At 62.0% G+C, this 14551-nt stretch carries 14 protein-coding genes and 2 pseudogenes; 7 read left to right on the top strand and 9 right to left on the bottom strand.

Translation table 11 applies throughout. From position 1 onward, the window contains the following. Positions 1 to 2: 2 nt before the first annotated feature. Both ACOJB8_RS15955 and ACOJB8_RS15950 read left to right on the top strand, forming a co-directional pair. A complete protein-coding gene (locus tag ACOJB8_RS15955; RefSeq protein ID WP_342947393.1) occupies positions 3 to 860 on the top strand; it encodes an HTD2 family dehydratase in 858 nt (285 codons plus the stop codon). Positions 861 to 924: 64 nt separating this feature from the next. Further along, positions 925 to 1755 (top strand): HpcH/HpaI aldolase/citrate lyase family protein, encoded by an 831-nt coding sequence (locus ACOJB8_RS15950; protein ID WP_475013422.1) that lies wholly within the window; start codon positions 925 to 927, stop codon positions 1753 to 1755. 63 nt (positions 1756 to 1818) lie between these two features. On the opposite strand, the gene ACOJB8_RS15945 is transcribed toward ACOJB8_RS15950, so the two are convergent. Next, positions 1819 to 2724 carry an SDR family NAD(P)-dependent oxidoreductase gene (locus tag ACOJB8_RS15945; protein WP_069268787.1) on the bottom strand — a complete coding sequence of 302 codons (906 nt, stop codon included), beginning with the start codon at positions 2722 to 2724 and terminating at the stop codon, positions 1819 to 1821. A gap of 154 nt (positions 2725 to 2878) precedes the next feature. Here ACOJB8_RS15945 and ACOJB8_RS15940 point away from each other — a divergent pair, with 154 nt between their 5' ends. Both ACOJB8_RS15940 and ACOJB8_RS15935 read left to right on the top strand, forming a co-directional pair. Continuing rightward, complete coding sequence (locus tag ACOJB8_RS15940) at positions 2879 to 4081, top strand: cytochrome P450 (RefSeq protein WP_475013326.1); 1203 nt, start codon at positions 2879 to 2881, stop codon at positions 4079 to 4081. A 32-nt stretch (positions 4082 to 4113) separates the two neighbouring features. Next, complete coding sequence (locus tag ACOJB8_RS15935) at positions 4114 to 4284, top strand: rubredoxin (protein WP_069268785.1); 171 nt, start codon at positions 4114 to 4116, stop codon at positions 4282 to 4284. A gap of 49 nt (positions 4285 to 4333) precedes the next feature. Here ACOJB8_RS15935 and ACOJB8_RS15930 read toward each other — a convergent pair whose 3' ends face one another. The 5 genes from ACOJB8_RS15930 to ACOJB8_RS15910 all read right to left on the bottom strand — a co-directional run bounded on the left by ACOJB8_RS15930 (position 4334) and on the right by ACOJB8_RS15910 (position 9955). Next, positions 4334 to 5530 carry an acetyl-CoA C-acetyltransferase gene (locus ACOJB8_RS15930; protein ID WP_368726670.1) on the bottom strand — a complete coding sequence of 399 codons (1197 nt, stop codon included), beginning with the start codon at positions 5528 to 5530 and terminating at the stop codon, positions 4334 to 4336. A gap of 50 nt (positions 5531 to 5580) precedes the next feature. After that, entirely contained in the window at positions 5581 to 6873 is a 1293-nt protein-coding gene (locus ACOJB8_RS15925) for an acetyl-CoA hydrolase/transferase family protein (RefSeq protein ID WP_069268783.1), read from the bottom strand. A 13-nt stretch (positions 6874 to 6886) separates the two neighbouring features. After that, positions 6887 to 8083: a CaiB/BaiF CoA transferase family protein gene (locus ACOJB8_RS15920; RefSeq protein ID WP_475013323.1), complete on the bottom strand. Its 1197-nt coding sequence runs from the start codon at positions 8081 to 8083 to the stop codon at positions 6887 to 6889. Then, positions 8080 to 9066 (bottom strand): NAD(P)H-dependent flavin oxidoreductase, encoded by a 987-nt coding sequence (locus ACOJB8_RS15915; protein ID WP_069268781.1) that lies wholly within the window; start codon positions 9064 to 9066, stop codon positions 8080 to 8082. Before ACOJB8_RS15915 ends, ACOJB8_RS15920 begins: the two co-directional genes overlap by 4 nt. A gap of 112 nt (positions 9067 to 9178) precedes the next feature. Then, entirely contained in the window at positions 9179 to 9955 is a 777-nt protein-coding gene (locus ACOJB8_RS15910) for an enoyl-CoA hydratase (protein WP_475013321.1), read from the bottom strand. A gap of 219 nt (positions 9956 to 10174) precedes the next feature. On the opposite strand from ACOJB8_RS15910, the gene ACOJB8_RS15905 reads away from it, so the two are divergent. Continuing rightward, positions 10175 to 10969 carry a crotonase/enoyl-CoA hydratase family protein gene (locus ACOJB8_RS15905; protein ID WP_475013320.1) on the top strand — a complete coding sequence of 265 codons (795 nt, stop codon included), beginning with the start codon at positions 10175 to 10177 and terminating at the stop codon, positions 10967 to 10969. 48 nt (positions 10970 to 11017) lie between these two features. Further along, positions 11018 to 12259 (top strand): CaiB/BaiF CoA transferase family protein, encoded by a 1242-nt coding sequence (locus ACOJB8_RS15900; RefSeq protein WP_475013319.1) that lies wholly within the window; start codon positions 11018 to 11020, stop codon positions 12257 to 12259. Between the two features lie 248 nt (positions 12260 to 12507). Here ACOJB8_RS15900 and ACOJB8_RS15895 read toward each other — a convergent pair. Continuing rightward, positions 12508 to 12609, bottom strand: a pseudogene (locus ACOJB8_RS15895) (NAD(P)(+) transhydrogenase (Re/Si-specific) subunit beta); the annotation flags it as partial. On the opposite strand from ACOJB8_RS15895, the pseudogene ACOJB8_RS15890 reads away from it, so the two are divergent. Continuing rightward, positions 12610 to 12939, top strand: a pseudogene (locus tag ACOJB8_RS15890) (NAD(P)(+) transhydrogenase (Re/Si-specific) subunit beta); the annotation flags it as partial. A gap of 223 nt (positions 12940 to 13162) precedes the next feature. Here ACOJB8_RS15890 and ACOJB8_RS15885 read toward each other — a convergent pair. Beyond that, on the bottom strand, positions 13163 to 13438 hold the full coding sequence (locus ACOJB8_RS15885; RefSeq protein ID WP_475013318.1) for a hypothetical protein: 276 nt from the start codon (positions 13436 to 13438) through the stop codon (positions 13163 to 13165). Between the two features lie 150 nt (positions 13439 to 13588). After that, a complete protein-coding gene (locus ACOJB8_RS15880) occupies positions 13589 to 14353 on the bottom strand; it encodes an SDR family NAD(P)-dependent oxidoreductase (RefSeq protein ID WP_406953614.1) in 765 nt (254 codons plus the stop codon). Positions 14354 to 14551: the final 198 nt, after the last annotated feature.

Below are 14551 nucleotides of genomic sequence, written 5' to 3'. Positions count from 1 at the left end.
CAATGGTCATGGATATCACGTATTTGCAGCAATGGACCGGACGCACCGAGGAAGTGCGGGACCAGGTCACTCTTACGCCGATGGCGGCGCTCGGCGCCATGCTCGACCGCGACGACCCGTCTGCTGCGGCGGGCGATGACTTGCCGCCGTTGTGGCACTGGCTTTATTTTCTGCCGGTTCATCGTCAGTCGATGGTCGGGTCGGACGGTCATCCAAAGCGTGGAGGTTTCCTGCCGCCTGTCGACTTGCCGCGGCGTATGTGGGCGGGCAGTCAACTCGAGTTTCTGCGGCCGCTGAAGGCGGGAAGCGCGATTACGCGTCTTTCGCGCATCGAAAGCGTTGCGCACAAGCAGGGACGCACCGGCGACCTGGTGTTCGTCAACGTCAAGCACGAGGTTGGCGATGTGGCCGGCGTTGCGATCGTCGAACGCCAGGATATCGTTTATCGCGATCATCCGGCGGGGAGTGAAAAGCCGGCTGCGCCACAGGCCGCGCCCGCGAGCGCTCAGTGGGCGCGCGAGGTCGTTCCCGATCCCGTGCTGCTGTTTCGCTATTCGGCGCTCACCTTGAATGGTCATCGTATTCACTACGATCGGCCATACGCGACCGGCGAAGAGGGATATGAGGGGCTCGTCGTGCACGGCCCGCTGCTCGCCACGCTACTTATGGACTCGCTGAGATCCGAGCTGCCGGGCGCGCGCGTGCGATCGTTTTCGTTCCGCGCGATCAAGCCGGTGGTGGACACGTCACCTTTCTACGTCTGCGGGAAGCGGGACGAATCGGACCCCGGCAAGGTGATGTTGTGGATTTCGGGTAGCGATGGGTCGTTGCGCATGGAAGCATCGGCCGTGCTCGCCTGATGTGTTGAATCCGGTCCGCCAACGTGTCTTAACTTCCGCGGCCCGGTCTCTGAACTGGAGTTTTATGCGTTCGTTTCTTTTTGTGCCTGGGAGCAAACCCGAGCGATTCGCCAAGGCGCTCGCGGCAGGCGCCGATGCAGTGATCGTGGACCTCGAAGACGCCGTCGCTGACGCGGATAAGGCGTCAGCACGGGCACATGTTGCCGATGCCGCGCGAACATTTGTGGCTGCGCCTGTTCGCGTGCTGCTGCGCATCAACGGCGCAGGCACTCAGTGGTTCGAGGATGACCTCTCGCTTGCAGTGCTCGACGGTATCGATGGCATCGTGCTGCCCAAGGCGGAGAATTCGGCAGCGCTGTCCGCTGTCGCCACGGCAACGCAGAAGCCGATATGGCCGATCATCGAATCCGCCGGGGGCGTCTGGAACGCGTTGGAAGTGGCGCGCATGCCCGGTGTCGAGCGGCTCATTTTCGGCTCGGTGGACTTCGAACTCGATCTCGATTGCGATGGTTCATGGGACGCGTTGCTGCACGCGCGTTCGCGCATCGTGCTGGCCTCGCGTGTAGCCGGAATTCAGTCTCCGGTGGATGGCGTAACCGTGGCGATCAATGACGAACGGCAACTTGCGGAGGACTCGTCGAAGGCAAGATCGCTGGGTTTCGGCAGCAAGCTGTGCATTCATCCACGCCAGGTTGAAGCGGTCAATGCCGCGTTCAGCCCGAGCGCAGATGAAATTGCCAAGGCGCGGCGAATCGTCGAGGCGTACGAGCGCGCTGAAGGCAGGGCAGTGTCCGTGGATGGACGGATGGTGGACTTGCCGGTCTTGCTCAAGGCAAGACGCATAGTCGGTCTGTCCGAAAAGACCGAAAGCGTGCGCGGTTCGGTAGAAGCGTAAGGAGAACTGCGGGGCGCCCGCGCCGCCACCGCATGATGTGGCGCGGGCATGGTCCGATTGAATTTACACCGGATCCCACGGCGTCAGCGCCATGGAGGGCACGTTCGGGAAGAAGCTCGATTCGAACGCCGGCATGACCTGCTCGGCAATCGCTTCGGGCGTCCAGCCGCCGTCGCGATGCAGCGAGCGGATCATGCGGATCTGGTTGAAGAAGTAGATTTCGTTGGCGCGCACACCGAAGATCTGCCCCGAAACCTTGGTGGCCTGGTCGGAGGCAAGGTACACGGCGAGCGGCGCAATCTTGCGCGATTCCATGCGCTTGAGAATCTCGACGCGTGCCTTTTGCTCGGGCGTTTCCGAGGGAATCGAGGCAGTCATCGCAGTCCATGCCCACGGCGCGATGCAGTTAGAGCGCACGTTGAATTTGGCCATGTCGAGCGCGATCGACTTCGACAGACCGACGACACCCATCTTGGCGGCCGAGTAGTTGGCTTGCCCGATATTGCCGATCAGACCCGACGTGGAGGTCATGTGAACGAAGCTGCCGCCGTTTTGGGCCTTGAAGTGCGGAGCCGCAGCACGCGCCACGAAAAACGACCCGTTGAGGTGGACGTCGACCACGGCCTTCCACTCGTCGAGGCTCATGTTGAAGAACATGCGGTCGCGCACGATGCCGGCGTTGTTGACCACACAGTCGATGCGGCCGAACGTGTCCAGCGCGGCCTGCACGATCTTCTGCGCCGAATCCCATTCGGCGACGCTGTCCATCGAGGCAACCGCTTGTCCGCCGGCCTCCTTGATTTCCGCGACAACGCGCTGTGCGGCGAATTCGCCGGTTTCGGCGTTGCGACCGAGGTCGTTGACGACGACCTTGGCGCCGTTCGCCGCGAATTGCAGCGCGAAGTCGCGCCCGATGCCGGCACCCGCACCCGTTACCACTACCACCTTGTCCTTGACGAAATCGCTCACTCTTGTCTCCGTTCGATACAGGCGTTGATGTAGAAAAGCTCGCCTCGGTATAATAGCAAAACTGAACGACGTTGCATAATATGAACGCTGGCGCATTGACGCGGAGTGTGGCGATTCATCCATTCGAAGACGACGAAACGAAAGGAGACGCAAGATGAATCATACGAAAGACTGGACCGTACCGGACCATGTTCCGCGGGAACTCGTGGTCGATTTCGACTATATGAACCCGCCTGGCGCGCAAGACGATGTTCATCTGGCATGGAAGTCGCTGCACGCGGGGCCCGACATCGTATGGTCCCCTTACTATGGCGGCCACTGGATCGCCACGCGAGGCGAAGATATCGAGGCGATGCAGAAGGACCATACGCGCTTCTCGCATCAAAGCGTCAACATTCCGCCGCTCAACGAGTCGCGGCTGGTGCCGCTCGAACTCGACCCGCCCGAGCACACTGCGTACCGCAACCTGATCACGCCCGCTTTTCTTCCGCAGGCAATCGCGTCGCTCGAGAGCGACGTGCGCAGCCTCGCAATCGAGTTGATCGAAAAGATCGCTCCGCGAGGCGAATGCGAGTTCGTCTCGGAGTTTTCGAAGATCCTGCCGATCGTGATTTTCCTGCGTCTCGCAGACCTTCCGTTGAGCGATCGCGAGCAACTGCTCGAATGGGCGGAGTGGGCCGTACGCGGCAATCTCGACGAACGCATCGAATCCCAGCACCGTCTTGGCGGCTATATCGCCACCTGGGTGGAAAAGCGCAAGGCCCAGGCGGGTGGCGATCTGGTCAGCCTGATCGTCAACGCGCAGATCGATGGCAAGCCGATCAGCCCCGAGCGCATGTTCGGGATGTTTATCGTCGTGCTGTTCGGCGGTCTGGATACCGTCGCCTCGTTGATGGGTTTCATCGCGCGTTTCCTCGCCGAGAATCCGGCGCACCGGCGACAGCTCATCGAGAATCCGGAACTGATGGTGTCGTCGGTCGACGAATTGATCCGGCGCTTTGGCGTGGCGAATACCGCGCGACTCATCACTCAGGACATGGAATACAAAGGCGTCCAGTTCAAAAAGGGTGACCAGATCCAGTTGCCGAACTCTCTGTTCGGCCTCGACGACCGCAAGTTCAGCAACCCGCTTGCCGTCGACCTCACGCGCAAGCCGGTGATGCACGCGGCTTTCGGCAACGGACCGCATCGCTGCCCGGGCTCGTTTCTCGCGCGCACGGAGATCAAGGTGTTCCTGCAGGAATGGCTCAAACGCATTCCCGATTTCCGCATTCGCGAGGGCGACAAGCCACGATGCGGCTCAGGCTCGGTCAACGGCATGCTTTATCTGCCGCTCGCCTGGGACGTAGCGCCCTGACACAACCCCACCTCAACGACTCATAGACGATCATGAAAAAGTGGCAATGCATTTTTTGCGGGTTTTACTACGACGAAGCAGTGGGACTTCCGGCGGAGGGCATCGCGCCCGGCACCCGCTGGGAAGACATCCCGGATGACTGGGCATGCCCCGAATGCGGCGCGACCAGGGCCGACTTCGTGATGGTCGAGGTGGAGGCCTGAGGGTTAGGGCACGCGCACGGCACCAGGCCGTGCGCTGCGCCGCCCAATGTCAAACGCGCTCGAAGACGGCGGCGATACCCTGGCCGCCGCCGATGCACATGGTCTCGAGCGCATAACGCCCCTTTCGACGCGTCAGTTCGTGCAGGAGCGTCGTCATGATCCGCACGCCCGTTGCGCCAATCGGGTGGCCGAGCGATATGCCGGAGCCGTTCACGTTGAGCCGGTCGGTATCGTGCCAGTTCCAGCCTTTGAGGACTGCCAGCACCTGGCATGCGAACGCTTCGTTCACTTCGACGAGGTCCATCTGATCGAGCGAGAGGCCCGTGCGCGCCATGAGCTTCTGGACCGCAGGCACGGGTCCGATCCCCATACGCGAAGGCTCGCAGCCGGCGGCGGCCCAGCCGGTCAGCCAGGCGATGGGTTCGAGTCCGAGCGCTTCGAGACGGTCTTCCGCGACGACGAGGCAGGCGGCCGCGGCGTCATTCTGCTGGCTGGAGTTGCCGGCGGTCACCGTGCCGCCCGGCATCAAAGCGCGAAGCTTGCCGAGACTTTCCATGCTGGCGTCCGCCCTGAATCCTTCGTCCCTGGAGAAAAGGAGCGGCTCGCCCTTCTTCTGGGGCACGCTGACCGCAACGACTTCCTCGGCCATGCGGCCCGACTCCCACGCCGCCGCCGCGCGCTGGTGGCTGCGTAACGCGAATTCGTCGGCGGCCTCGCGGCTGATGCCGTAGTCGGTGGCGAGATTTTCCGCCGTCTCGATCATGCCGGAGATATAGCCGAAGCGAGATTCGGGCTGCGAGCGCTCGCGGCCGCGTGCGAGACGGTCGTGAAACTGAACGGAGCCCGAACGGGCGCCCCAGCGCATGTCCGTGCTGTAGTACTCGATGTTGCTCATGCTTTCCACGCCGCCGGCCAGCACCACGTCGGCGGCGCCAGTCTGCACCATCATCGCTGCGGTGGCGAGCGCCTGCAGGCCGCCGCCGCAGCGGCGGTCCAGTTGCATGCCCGGCACTTCGACGGGCAGGCCCGCCTGCAGCGCGATCCAGCGGCCAACGCAGGGCGTTTCGCTGCTCGCGTACGATTGTGCGAACACGACGTCGTCGATGCGAGCGGGATCGAGTCTCGCTCGCCGGATCGTTTCGTTCGCAACGAGTGCGCCGAGTTCTTCGACGGAGACACCGCGCAGGCTACCGCCAAAGGTGCCGACGGGCGTTCGTACGGGGGACACAATTGCTGCGCGTTTCATGGGACAGTTCCTTGCAGGGTTTCGAGTTTCTGATTCGGGCCCGATGGCAATCAGGCGACGAGCGTCGCACTTCCGGACCGATTGGAAGGCGGGGCGCCGGCCATCTGGTCGAGAGCGCCACGATGGTCCGGATGGGCAATCGCAAGCATGCGCTCGCGCCGTTGCCGCAGCGTCAGTCCGCGCAGATCGGCAACGCCATATTCCGTCACCACGATCCCGGCGTCGCTGCGCGGCGTGCTGACCGGCCCGGTCAACGACGCGACAATGCGGGTGGCGCCCTTGCCAGCCGTGGAGGGCAGTGCGATGACGGGAACGCCGCCACGAGAGCGTCGCGCGCCGCGCAGGAAGTCCAGCGCGCCGCCCACCGCGCCCACGTACACGCCCCCCGCGATTTCGGCGTTGATCTGTCCGCTCAGATCGACTTCGACCGCCGAGTTGATGGCGACGAAGCGATCGATGCTCGCGAGCACATGCGGGTCGTGCGTGTAGCGGGTCGAACGAAACTCGATGGCGTCGTTGCGATGCGCGAACTCGTGAATGCGGCGGCCGCCCATCATCACGCCGGCGATGGTCTTGCCCATGTCGATGGATTTGCGCGCATTGTTGATCACGCCGGTTTGCATGAGGTCGGCGACTTTGTCTCCGATCGTCCCAGAATGAATGCCGAGGTTTCGACGATCGGAGAGGCACGCAAGGATCGCCTCTGGAATCGCGCCGAGACCGAGTTGAATCGTGGCGCCGTCTTCGATCAAACTTGCCGTGTACCGCGCGATCGCCAGATCCGTTGCGCTTGCTGCGCTGGGCGAACTTTCGGGAAGAGCGCGCGACGTCGGCAGGATGAAGTCGATCTCATCGTCGCGAAGGTAGCGCTCGCCGTACGTCCAGGGCGCCTGCTCATTCACCTCTGCGACGACGACTCGCGCGTGCTTCAGTGCCGGAATCAGATACTCATGCGCAATGGAGAGGCTGTAGCGACCCAGTGAATCGGGCGGCGCCAGCTGAAGCAGCAAGACGTCGATGGGAAACTGGCCCGACTCCATCATCTGCGGAAACTGCGAGTAGTGGCACGGAAGAATATCGAGTGCGCCAGCCTTGGCCAAAGCGCGGTTGGCGCCTGTGCCGCAGTACGAAACGAAATCGATGCAGTCAGCGTGCTCTGGCCGGCACGTGTCGAAACGACTAGCGCCCAGAAAAATCCGAAACGCGCCGATGCCGTGCCGTTGCTCTAGCAACTTTCTCGTGAGCGGGAGGGGCTCCGCGTTCGATTGACCCCACGCGACGGTATCTCCGGGACGAACGATGGATGCGAAGTCGACGGAGTCCGCCTCTAGCAGTAAAGGCATGATGTTGTTCGCGTCAGTGCGTAGTTTGAGTCATTGGCGCAACGGCATAGGTGTCGTCGTGCTGCCCACGCACGGCGCCCGACGCGATGACTTCCGCGATCCGCTCTTCGCTGTATCCGATGCTGCGCAGTACGTCTTCCGTATGCTGGCCAAGGCGCGCAACGGCGAGCGGCGGCGCTGCAGGCTCCATGCGGAAATGAATCGGGCTTGCAACGTGTTTGCGTCCGGACGGATCGCTCTGAATCATCGCGCGCTCATGCGCATGCGGATGGTCGAGCGCTTCGGCGAGCGCGAGCACCGGCGCGACGCTGATGTTTCGGCCCTCGAACCAGTCGAGCCATTCATCGAGAGTGCGGGTCAGGAAGGTACGCGTCAGGAATGCGCGCACCCGCGTCTGACCGTCGCCGGCCGGACCGATGGCGTCGCCGACCAGATCCGGGCGGCCGAGTGGCGTAAGCAGGTTAGTGGCAAAACTGCGCTCCCGGCCGCCGAGGCAGAGCCATTTCGAATCGGCGGTCTCATAGCTGCTGAGCAGTGCGAGCCCGCTGTCGTCGTCTGGCGTTTCCTGAGATGAAACGTCCGGCGTGTTGAGCAAGCGGCCACTCAGGTACGGCTGCGCCGTGAGCGCCGCATCGAAGAGCGAGACGTCGATATAGTCGCCGCGCCCGGTTTCCCGCGCGCGCAGGAGTGCCATCAACACAGCGGACAACGCCGTCAACGAACCGGCGAGCGCCGCGAGCGAGGGCCCCGTGGTAACGGGCATCCCGCGGCTATCGCGCGGCAGCGTGCCCGCGAGCGCTTGAATCACCGGATCATGGGCGGGCAGTTGAGAGAGCGGGCCATTCTGTCCAAATGCGGTCATCGCGCAATAAACGAGTCGCGGGTTCGTCCGGCTCACCGTGTCGTAGTCGATCCCAAGGCGGGCGGCGACTCCCGGCCGTGACGATTCGATCACCACGTCGGCCTCGTTCATCAGCTTGAGCGCCGCCTCGCGTCCGTCGGGATGCTTCAGGTCGAGGGCGATGCTGCGCTTGCCGCGGTTGATTGCGGCGAAGAACGCGCCATCCGTGCCCGGTGCACCGCGTGTGGGGTCGCCGGTGACCGGTTCGATCTTGATGACCTGCGCCCCGTGTTCCGCGAGATTGGCGGCGAGGAACGGACCCGGCATGAACTGTGACAGGTCCACGACGCGAAGACCGGTGAGTTTCATGCGAGAGCGGCTCCGAAGCCGAGCTGGCGTTGCGCGATCGCGGCAGCCTCCTTCACGATGCGTTCGATCAGTTCCGCACAAGTCGGCAGGTCGTGGATGAGACCGGTCACGATCCCGGCGGGGAACGCGCCGCCTTCGACTTCTCCCGTGCCGAATGCGTCCATCCAACGCTTGGCTCCGGTCAGCGCGTAGAGGTCGGCATGCGTCACGTGCCCGCTGCGCTCGAGTTCGAGCGCGGCGAGGCTCACGCTATTCTTGATCACACGGCTTGAATCGCCGAGCGAGCGGCCGACCACCACCGTATCGCGCTCCGTCGCTTCCAGCAGACGTTGCTTGATCGCCGGGTGGACCTGCGATTCTTGCGTGAGCATGAAGCGTGTGCCCATATTGATGCCGTCCGCACCGAGCGCCAGAGCCGCCATCAGACCGCGCCCATCGGCGAAACCACCGGAGGCGAGAATCGGCACCTTCAGCTTGTCGGCGGCGGCGGGAATCAGGATCAGTCCCGGGATATCGTCTTCACCGGGGTGCCCCGCGCATTCGAACCCGTCGATGCTGATGGCGTCTGCGCCGAGCGATTCGGCCTTCACCGCGTGGCGGACCGTGACGCACTTGTGGACGACCTTGACGCCCTGCGCCTTGAATTCGGCGATGTATTTCGCGGGATTGCTACCTGCCGTTTCCACGACCTTGACACCCTGCGAAACGATGGTGCGCACATACGCGTCATAGTCGAGACCGGCATTCGCGCCGAGTACGGTCAGATTCACACCGAACGGCTTGTCCGTGAGCGAACGCACTTTGTCGATTTCACGCGCGAGCGCGTCGGCGCTTGCATGTGTATGCGCGGAGATGAACCCAAGACCGCCCGCGTTACCTACGGCCGCTGCCAGTTCGGCGCGCGCCACCCAGCGCATGCCGCCTTGAATGATGGGGTATTGGATGCCGAGTAATTCAGTAATGCGGTTGACGTAGGGTTTCATCACGTGCCTGTAGTCTGGGGAGGGAGTGTGGGTGCCAGAGGAGGGCGCTGGATGCGCGCGGCCTGGCGTGCTCGGTTAGCCACGGCAGAAGTGGCTCTCGTTTCTCAGCGATTCAACAATCGCGGAACTGCGGCTTGCGTTTTTCGGCGAAGGCCGCCATGCCTTCCTTGCGGTCTTGGGTGGCGAAGGTCGAATAGGCCATGCGCCGCTCGAACAGGATGCCTTCGGCGAGGCTCGATTCGTAAGCACGGTTGACGCACTCTTTCGCCATCGCCACGACCGGTTGCGAGAATCGGGCAATATCGTCGGCTGTTTTCAGCGCTTCGCCGACGAGCGTATCGACAGGAACGATGCGGCTCACGAGTCCGCATCGTTCGGCTTCGACAGCGTCCATCTTGCGGCCGGTGAGAATCATCTCCATCGCCTTCGATTTGCCGAGCACCCGCGTGAGGCGCTGCGTGCCGCCGGCGCCGGGAATGGTTGCGAGCGTGATTTCGGGCAGGGCGAAACGCGCGTTGTCGGCGGCCAGAATGAAGTCGCACATCATGGCCAGCTCGCAGCCTCCGCCCAACGCGAGACCGGCGACGGCGGCGATGACCGGTTTACGGCAACGCGAGGTGCGCTCCCAGTTCGAAGTGATGAACTGGTTCTTGTAGACGTCCATGTACGTCCATTCGCCCATCATCTTGATGTCGGCTCCGGCGGCGAATGCTTTTTCACTGCCGGTGAGCACGATCGCGCCGATGGCAGGATCGGCCTCGAGGCCGTCGAGTGCGGCCGTCAGCTCGTCCATCAACTGGTTGTTCAGCGCGTTATAGGCATGCGGACGGTTCAGCTTGATCAAGCCGGTCTTGCCGTGAATTTCGAGGATGATCGTCTCGTAGGCCATGGTCTTTCCTTGCGGGAATCAGGGTGAACACTTAAGCCAGCATCGGTATCTGCCCGGCCTTGCTTGTATTGGCTTGGCACCCCGTGCAGACTGCGTCAGGTCGTGCCGCGCGTTGCCAAATTTGTGAACGACGTTTATGATTCTGAATGTGTGACCCGGCTTTGTCAATTGAGCCAATGGTCAGATTCGCTAATGGAAAACACCGCGAGGAGACAGTGCATGACGACTCGTCACGAGGACGGACAGATTCGCGTTGAACAACGCGGGAACCTGCTTTTGATAGGCATCGACCGGCCGGAAAAGCGCAACGGCTTTACCCCGAAGATGTTCAGGGAACTGGCCGCCGCTTACACGCGGCTGGAGAACAGCAGCGATCTGTTCTGTGGTCTGGTTTATGCCGAAGGCGACCACTTTACGGCGGGGCTCGACATGCCGAAGATCGCGCCGCTGCGCCGTGAGGGCAAACCCTTGCTTCCGGAGGGCGAAGTCGATCCGTTCAATATGCGCGCGCCGCTGCGCACCAAGCCGGTCGTCATCGCTCTCAAGGGAATCTGCTTTACGGTCGCTGTCGAATTGATGCTCGCATCGGAAGTGGCCGTGGCCGCCGATAACTGCCGTTTCTCCCAACTTGAAGTGAAGCGGGGGATCATGGCAGGTTGTGGTGCGACGTTCCGCATGGTCCAGCGTGCCGGCTGGGGCAACGCGATGAAGGTGCTGCTCACCGGCGACGAGTTCACTGCCGAGGAGGCGCGCCGCATGAACTTCGTTCAGGACGTCGTGCCGGCGGGCCAGGAATTCGACCGCGCGCTGGCTATCGCAGAGCGAATCGCCGCGCAGGCGCCGCTCGCCGTGCAGGCCACGATGCAGAACGCGCGTGTTTCACTGGGGCAAGGCTGGCAGGATGCCTACGCGACGATTCAGTCGACGCAGCAGTTTCTCTACAACACGGAAGATGCAAAGGAAGGCGTTCAGTCCTTCATCGAAAAACGTACGGCGAAGTTCGTCGGACGCTGAGGCATGGCTTGCGGCGCGGCGGGTATGAATTCAAGGGGACAGTTTGATATGACAAAAGGCGCGTTGACGGGAGTTCGCGTACTCGACCTGAGCCGTATTCTCGCGGGGCCCTGGGGGGCGCAGATGCTGGCGGATCTCGGCGCGGAGGTCATCAAGGTCGAGCGTCCGGGCAAAGGGGACGATTCGCGGCAGTTTGGCCCGCCGTTTCTCATGGATCGGGAGGGCAAGGTTACGCGCGAATCGACGTTCTTTATCAGCGCGAACCGTGGCAAGAAGTCGATCACGTGCGATATTTCGACGCCCGACGGGCAGACGCTGATCCGCTCGCTGGCTGCGCATTGCGACGTGCTGCTCGAGAACTATAAGGTTGGCGACCTGAAACGCTACGGGCTCGACTACGAGAGCCTCAAACTCGTCAATCCTCGCTTGATCTACTGCTCGATAACGGGGTTCGGACAAACCGGGCCGTACAGTCCCCGCCCCGGATATGACTCGATTTTCCAGGCGATGGGCGGTCTGATGAGCGTCACGGGCAACGGCGACGACGTGCCGGGCGGCGGACCGATGAAAACCGGGCCCAGTCTCGCGGACATCCTTTGTGGACAGTACGCGGCGTCCGCGATCATCGCCGCGCTCTATCATCGCGACGCGGCGCAAGGCGGCAGTGGGGAGGGGCAGTACATCGACCTGGCGCTGCTGGACGCGATGATCGCCGCCACCTCGCACTATGCGAGCCAGTACCTCGTTTCGGGGCAGGTTCCGGTCCGGCGCGGTACGGAGGGAAACGGCGGCATGCCGTCGCGCATGTTCCGCTGTGCCGATCGCGACATCATGATCGTTGCGGGCAACAACGAACAATACGCGCGGATGTGCCAGGTCCTCGGGCATCCCGAACTCGCCAGCGACCCGCGATTCAGCGAGATTGCACTGCGAGTGAAGAATCGCCGCGCGCTCGGCGAAGTGTTCGAACCGCTGATCGCCGAATGGCAAAGCGATGAACTGCTGGCGGCTCTCGACGCGGCTGGGGTGCCGGCGGGGCCGATCAACAATCTGGAACAAGTGTTCGCCGATCCCCACGTGCAGGCGCGTGCGATGTGTGTTGAAGTCGCGCATCCGCTCACCGACGAGGCGGTCCGTATGGTTGCCAATCCGGTGAAGATGTCGGGCACGCCGATCGATTCGTACGGCGCGCCGCCGATGCTCGGGCAGCACACGGACGCCGTGCTGCACGATGTGCTGGGTATGTCGCAATCCGATATCGATACCTTGCGCGAAAAGAAGGTACTTTAGAAAGCACGATCTTGCGCAGCGCAGCCCTTCGGGGCTGCGCTCTCTTGCGGACTATCCATATCAATCAGGACAACGAATGTCACTGTCGTTGCGAGACATTCGAGGATGGTTGCGGGGGGGCTCGAACCCTTGGCAGCCAACTGATTTGTTTCGTATCACGCTTTTGCAATCATGGGTTCTTTGATGCACATTGCAATACCCGCACAAACCGGGCGAACGAAACCCGCGTGGCCGCGACGCCGGAGACACGAGCGGTTCATCGCGTGGCACATGATGTACGAGAGGATCGCGCCGGAAGAGCCCACCAGCGACCCCGCGATGATCAGCATGGCGTTGTTCAGCGAGAAGCCGTGAACGTGCTGCTCGCGGAAGCCGAGGTGCCGTACGACATGGTGTTCGAAATGGAGGACATCAACAACGAGTTCGGCCAGACAGACGTGGTGCTGGTGCTCGGCGCGAACGACGTGGTGAACCCGGCGGCGAAGAACGATCCGAAGTCGCCGATCGCGGGCATGCCGATCATCGAGGCGTACAAGGCGCGCACGATCATCGTGAACAAGCGCTCGATGGCGGCCGGCTACGCGGGCCTCGACAACGAACTCTTCTACATGGATAAAACCATGATGGTGTTCGGCGACGCGAAGAAGGTGATCGAGGAGATGGTGAAGGCGGTGGAGTAAGCGGTAGCTAAAGGACGAATCATGACGACTGAGAATAGCAATAGCGGTATCGCAGACACAACCGAGGTAGAAGTCGGGTATCTCGAAGCGGGCGGCGATGCTTCAAATCATTCGCGCCTGCACCAACGATCGGACGCTGCCCACGGCCGTCGAAAGTCACCCCGGTGGGCATGGGCGGTCTGCCGCAGCGAATACGACTGGATGGACGTGCACTTGCCGTTCTTCACATCGGAATGGTACTGATTGCTTTCTTGAAAGGCGGCATCGAGATCGCAATTTCCACAGGCCGATTCGGTCTGTCGTGGTGAGCGTCCTCTTCGCCGTCGCCCAAAAATCCGTTCATCGCTTTACGGCTTCGGGTGAGTCTCGACGTCGCGGTGCCCCCGTTGAAAATCGCCTGACACAACGGCGCAAAAAAAACCTTGGCTCGGTGTCCCGCAGCCAAGGTCAAACTCCACACGCTCTCGCGAAGTGTGCCGGAGGAGAAATATGTGACCACTTTCGATCGTTTTGGTAGGCGTCTCGTGCGAACTCGCCGTCGGATCGAGGTATCTCAGTTAATGCAACTGTTAGTTCAATTAAATTCTCTGCGCCGCTGGGAAATGCAACTTCTCGTTTCATATATTGCAACTGTGTTCAAAAAGACGCACTAAAGCATTGACTGTCCGCCGTCCACACTGATAGTCTGCCCGGTTATGAAATTAGCGTCGTCACTACACAGAAATGCAACTGTTCGTCCAATATCGAGCTCAGGATCGCCGAAGCGGCCAAGAGCGATTTCACCGAGATAGCGCGTGCGTTCCTGGGGATTGGCCTCGAGATAGGCTTCAGCGGCTGGCGTGAGCGCTGCCGGGCAAATGACGTTGACGGTGATGCCATAGGCACCCCATTCGCGCGCGGCAACACGTGAAAGTCCACGAATGCCCTCCTTGGTTGCGGCGTACGCGCCGAATCCCTTGAGCCCTTCGATGCCTGTGCGCGAGCCGAAGTTGACGATGGCGCCGCGGCCCTGTGCCTTCATGTGCGGCAATACGGCCTGCATGAAATACAGCGTGCCGTACAAGCCAGACTCGAGTGTGTCGCTCCAGTCGTCGTCGGTAACGGACTCGAGCGGCACACCCGGGGTGCTGCTTTGTGCGTTGTCAATAAGCGCGTCCACGCGTCCGAAACGCTCAATGGCAAGTTCGACCGTGCGCACGGCGTCGGCTCGATTGCGCGTGTTACCAGGCACGACGAGCACTTGCGAGCCGAGGGCACTCAATTCGTCAGCAGCGTGCGTGAGTTTGCTCTCCGTGCGGCCAGTCAGCACCAGACTCGCGCCCTGGGTGGCAAGCGCGCGGGCAATGCCGAGTCCAACGCCTTGCCCGCCTCCGGTCACGATGACGACCTTTTCTGCCAGTTTTTTCGTGTGCATGTGTGATCCAGAAGTGAAGTTTGATGCTGCAGTTCGACGCGCGAGCGTGCCGCGTGGATGGTCCGGAAAGCGTTGCTCCTGCATTGCAATTTTATGAACGCCGTTCAACTATATCTCAACCTGAATGCGGAGGCGCCCTGGCGTATTCCCGAATTCAGGCGGTGCAAAAGTGTGCCAAATTGTGATCGTTGTAAAACT

It is taken from the genome of Paraburkholderia sp. BR10141 (assembly GCF_056155635.1).
Note: the sequence above shows the minus strand (reverse complement) of the source record. Positions and strands in the feature narration are given on the sequence as shown.

Bases quoted from the DNA above. Each gene is read 5' to 3' on its own strand.
- ACOJB8_RS15955 (WP_342947393.1), top strand. From the start codon at position 3: ATGGTCATGGATATCACGTATTTGCAGCAATGGACCGGACGCACCGAG.
- ACOJB8_RS15950 (WP_475013422.1), top strand. From the start codon at position 925: ATGCGTTCGTTTCTTTTTGTGCCTGGGAGCAAACCCGAGCGATTCGCC.
- ACOJB8_RS15940 (WP_475013326.1), top strand. From the start codon at position 2,879: ATGAATCATACGAAAGACTGGACCGTACCGGACCATGTTCCGCGGGAA.
- ACOJB8_RS15935 (WP_069268785.1), top strand. From the start codon at position 4,114: ATGAAAAAGTGGCAATGCATTTTTTGCGGGTTTTACTACGACGAAGCA.
- ACOJB8_RS15930 (WP_368726670.1), bottom strand. From the start codon at position 5,530: ATGAAACGCGCAGCAATTGTGTCCCCCGTACGAACGCCCGTCGGCACC.
- ACOJB8_RS15925 (WP_069268783.1), bottom strand. From the start codon at position 6,873: ATGCCTTTACTGCTAGAGGCGGACTCCGTCGACTTCGCATCCATCGTT.
- ACOJB8_RS15920 (WP_475013323.1), bottom strand. From the start codon at position 8,083: ATGAAACTCACCGGTCTTCGCGTCGTGGACCTGTCACAGTTCATGCCG.
- ACOJB8_RS15915 (WP_069268781.1), bottom strand. From the start codon at position 9,066: ATGAAACCCTACGTCAACCGCATTACTGAATTACTCGGCATCCAATAC.
- ACOJB8_RS15910 (WP_475013321.1), bottom strand. From the start codon at position 9,955: ATGGCCTACGAGACGATCATCCTCGAAATTCACGGCAAGACCGGCTTG.
- ACOJB8_RS15905 (WP_475013320.1), top strand. From the start codon at position 10,175: ATGACGACTCGTCACGAGGACGGACAGATTCGCGTTGAACAACGCGGG.
- ACOJB8_RS15900 (WP_475013319.1), top strand. From the start codon at position 11,018: ATGACAAAAGGCGCGTTGACGGGAGTTCGCGTACTCGACCTGAGCCGT.
- ACOJB8_RS15880 (WP_406953614.1), bottom strand. From the start codon at position 14,353: ATGCACACGAAAAAACTGGCAGAAAAGGTCGTCATCGTGACCGGAGGC.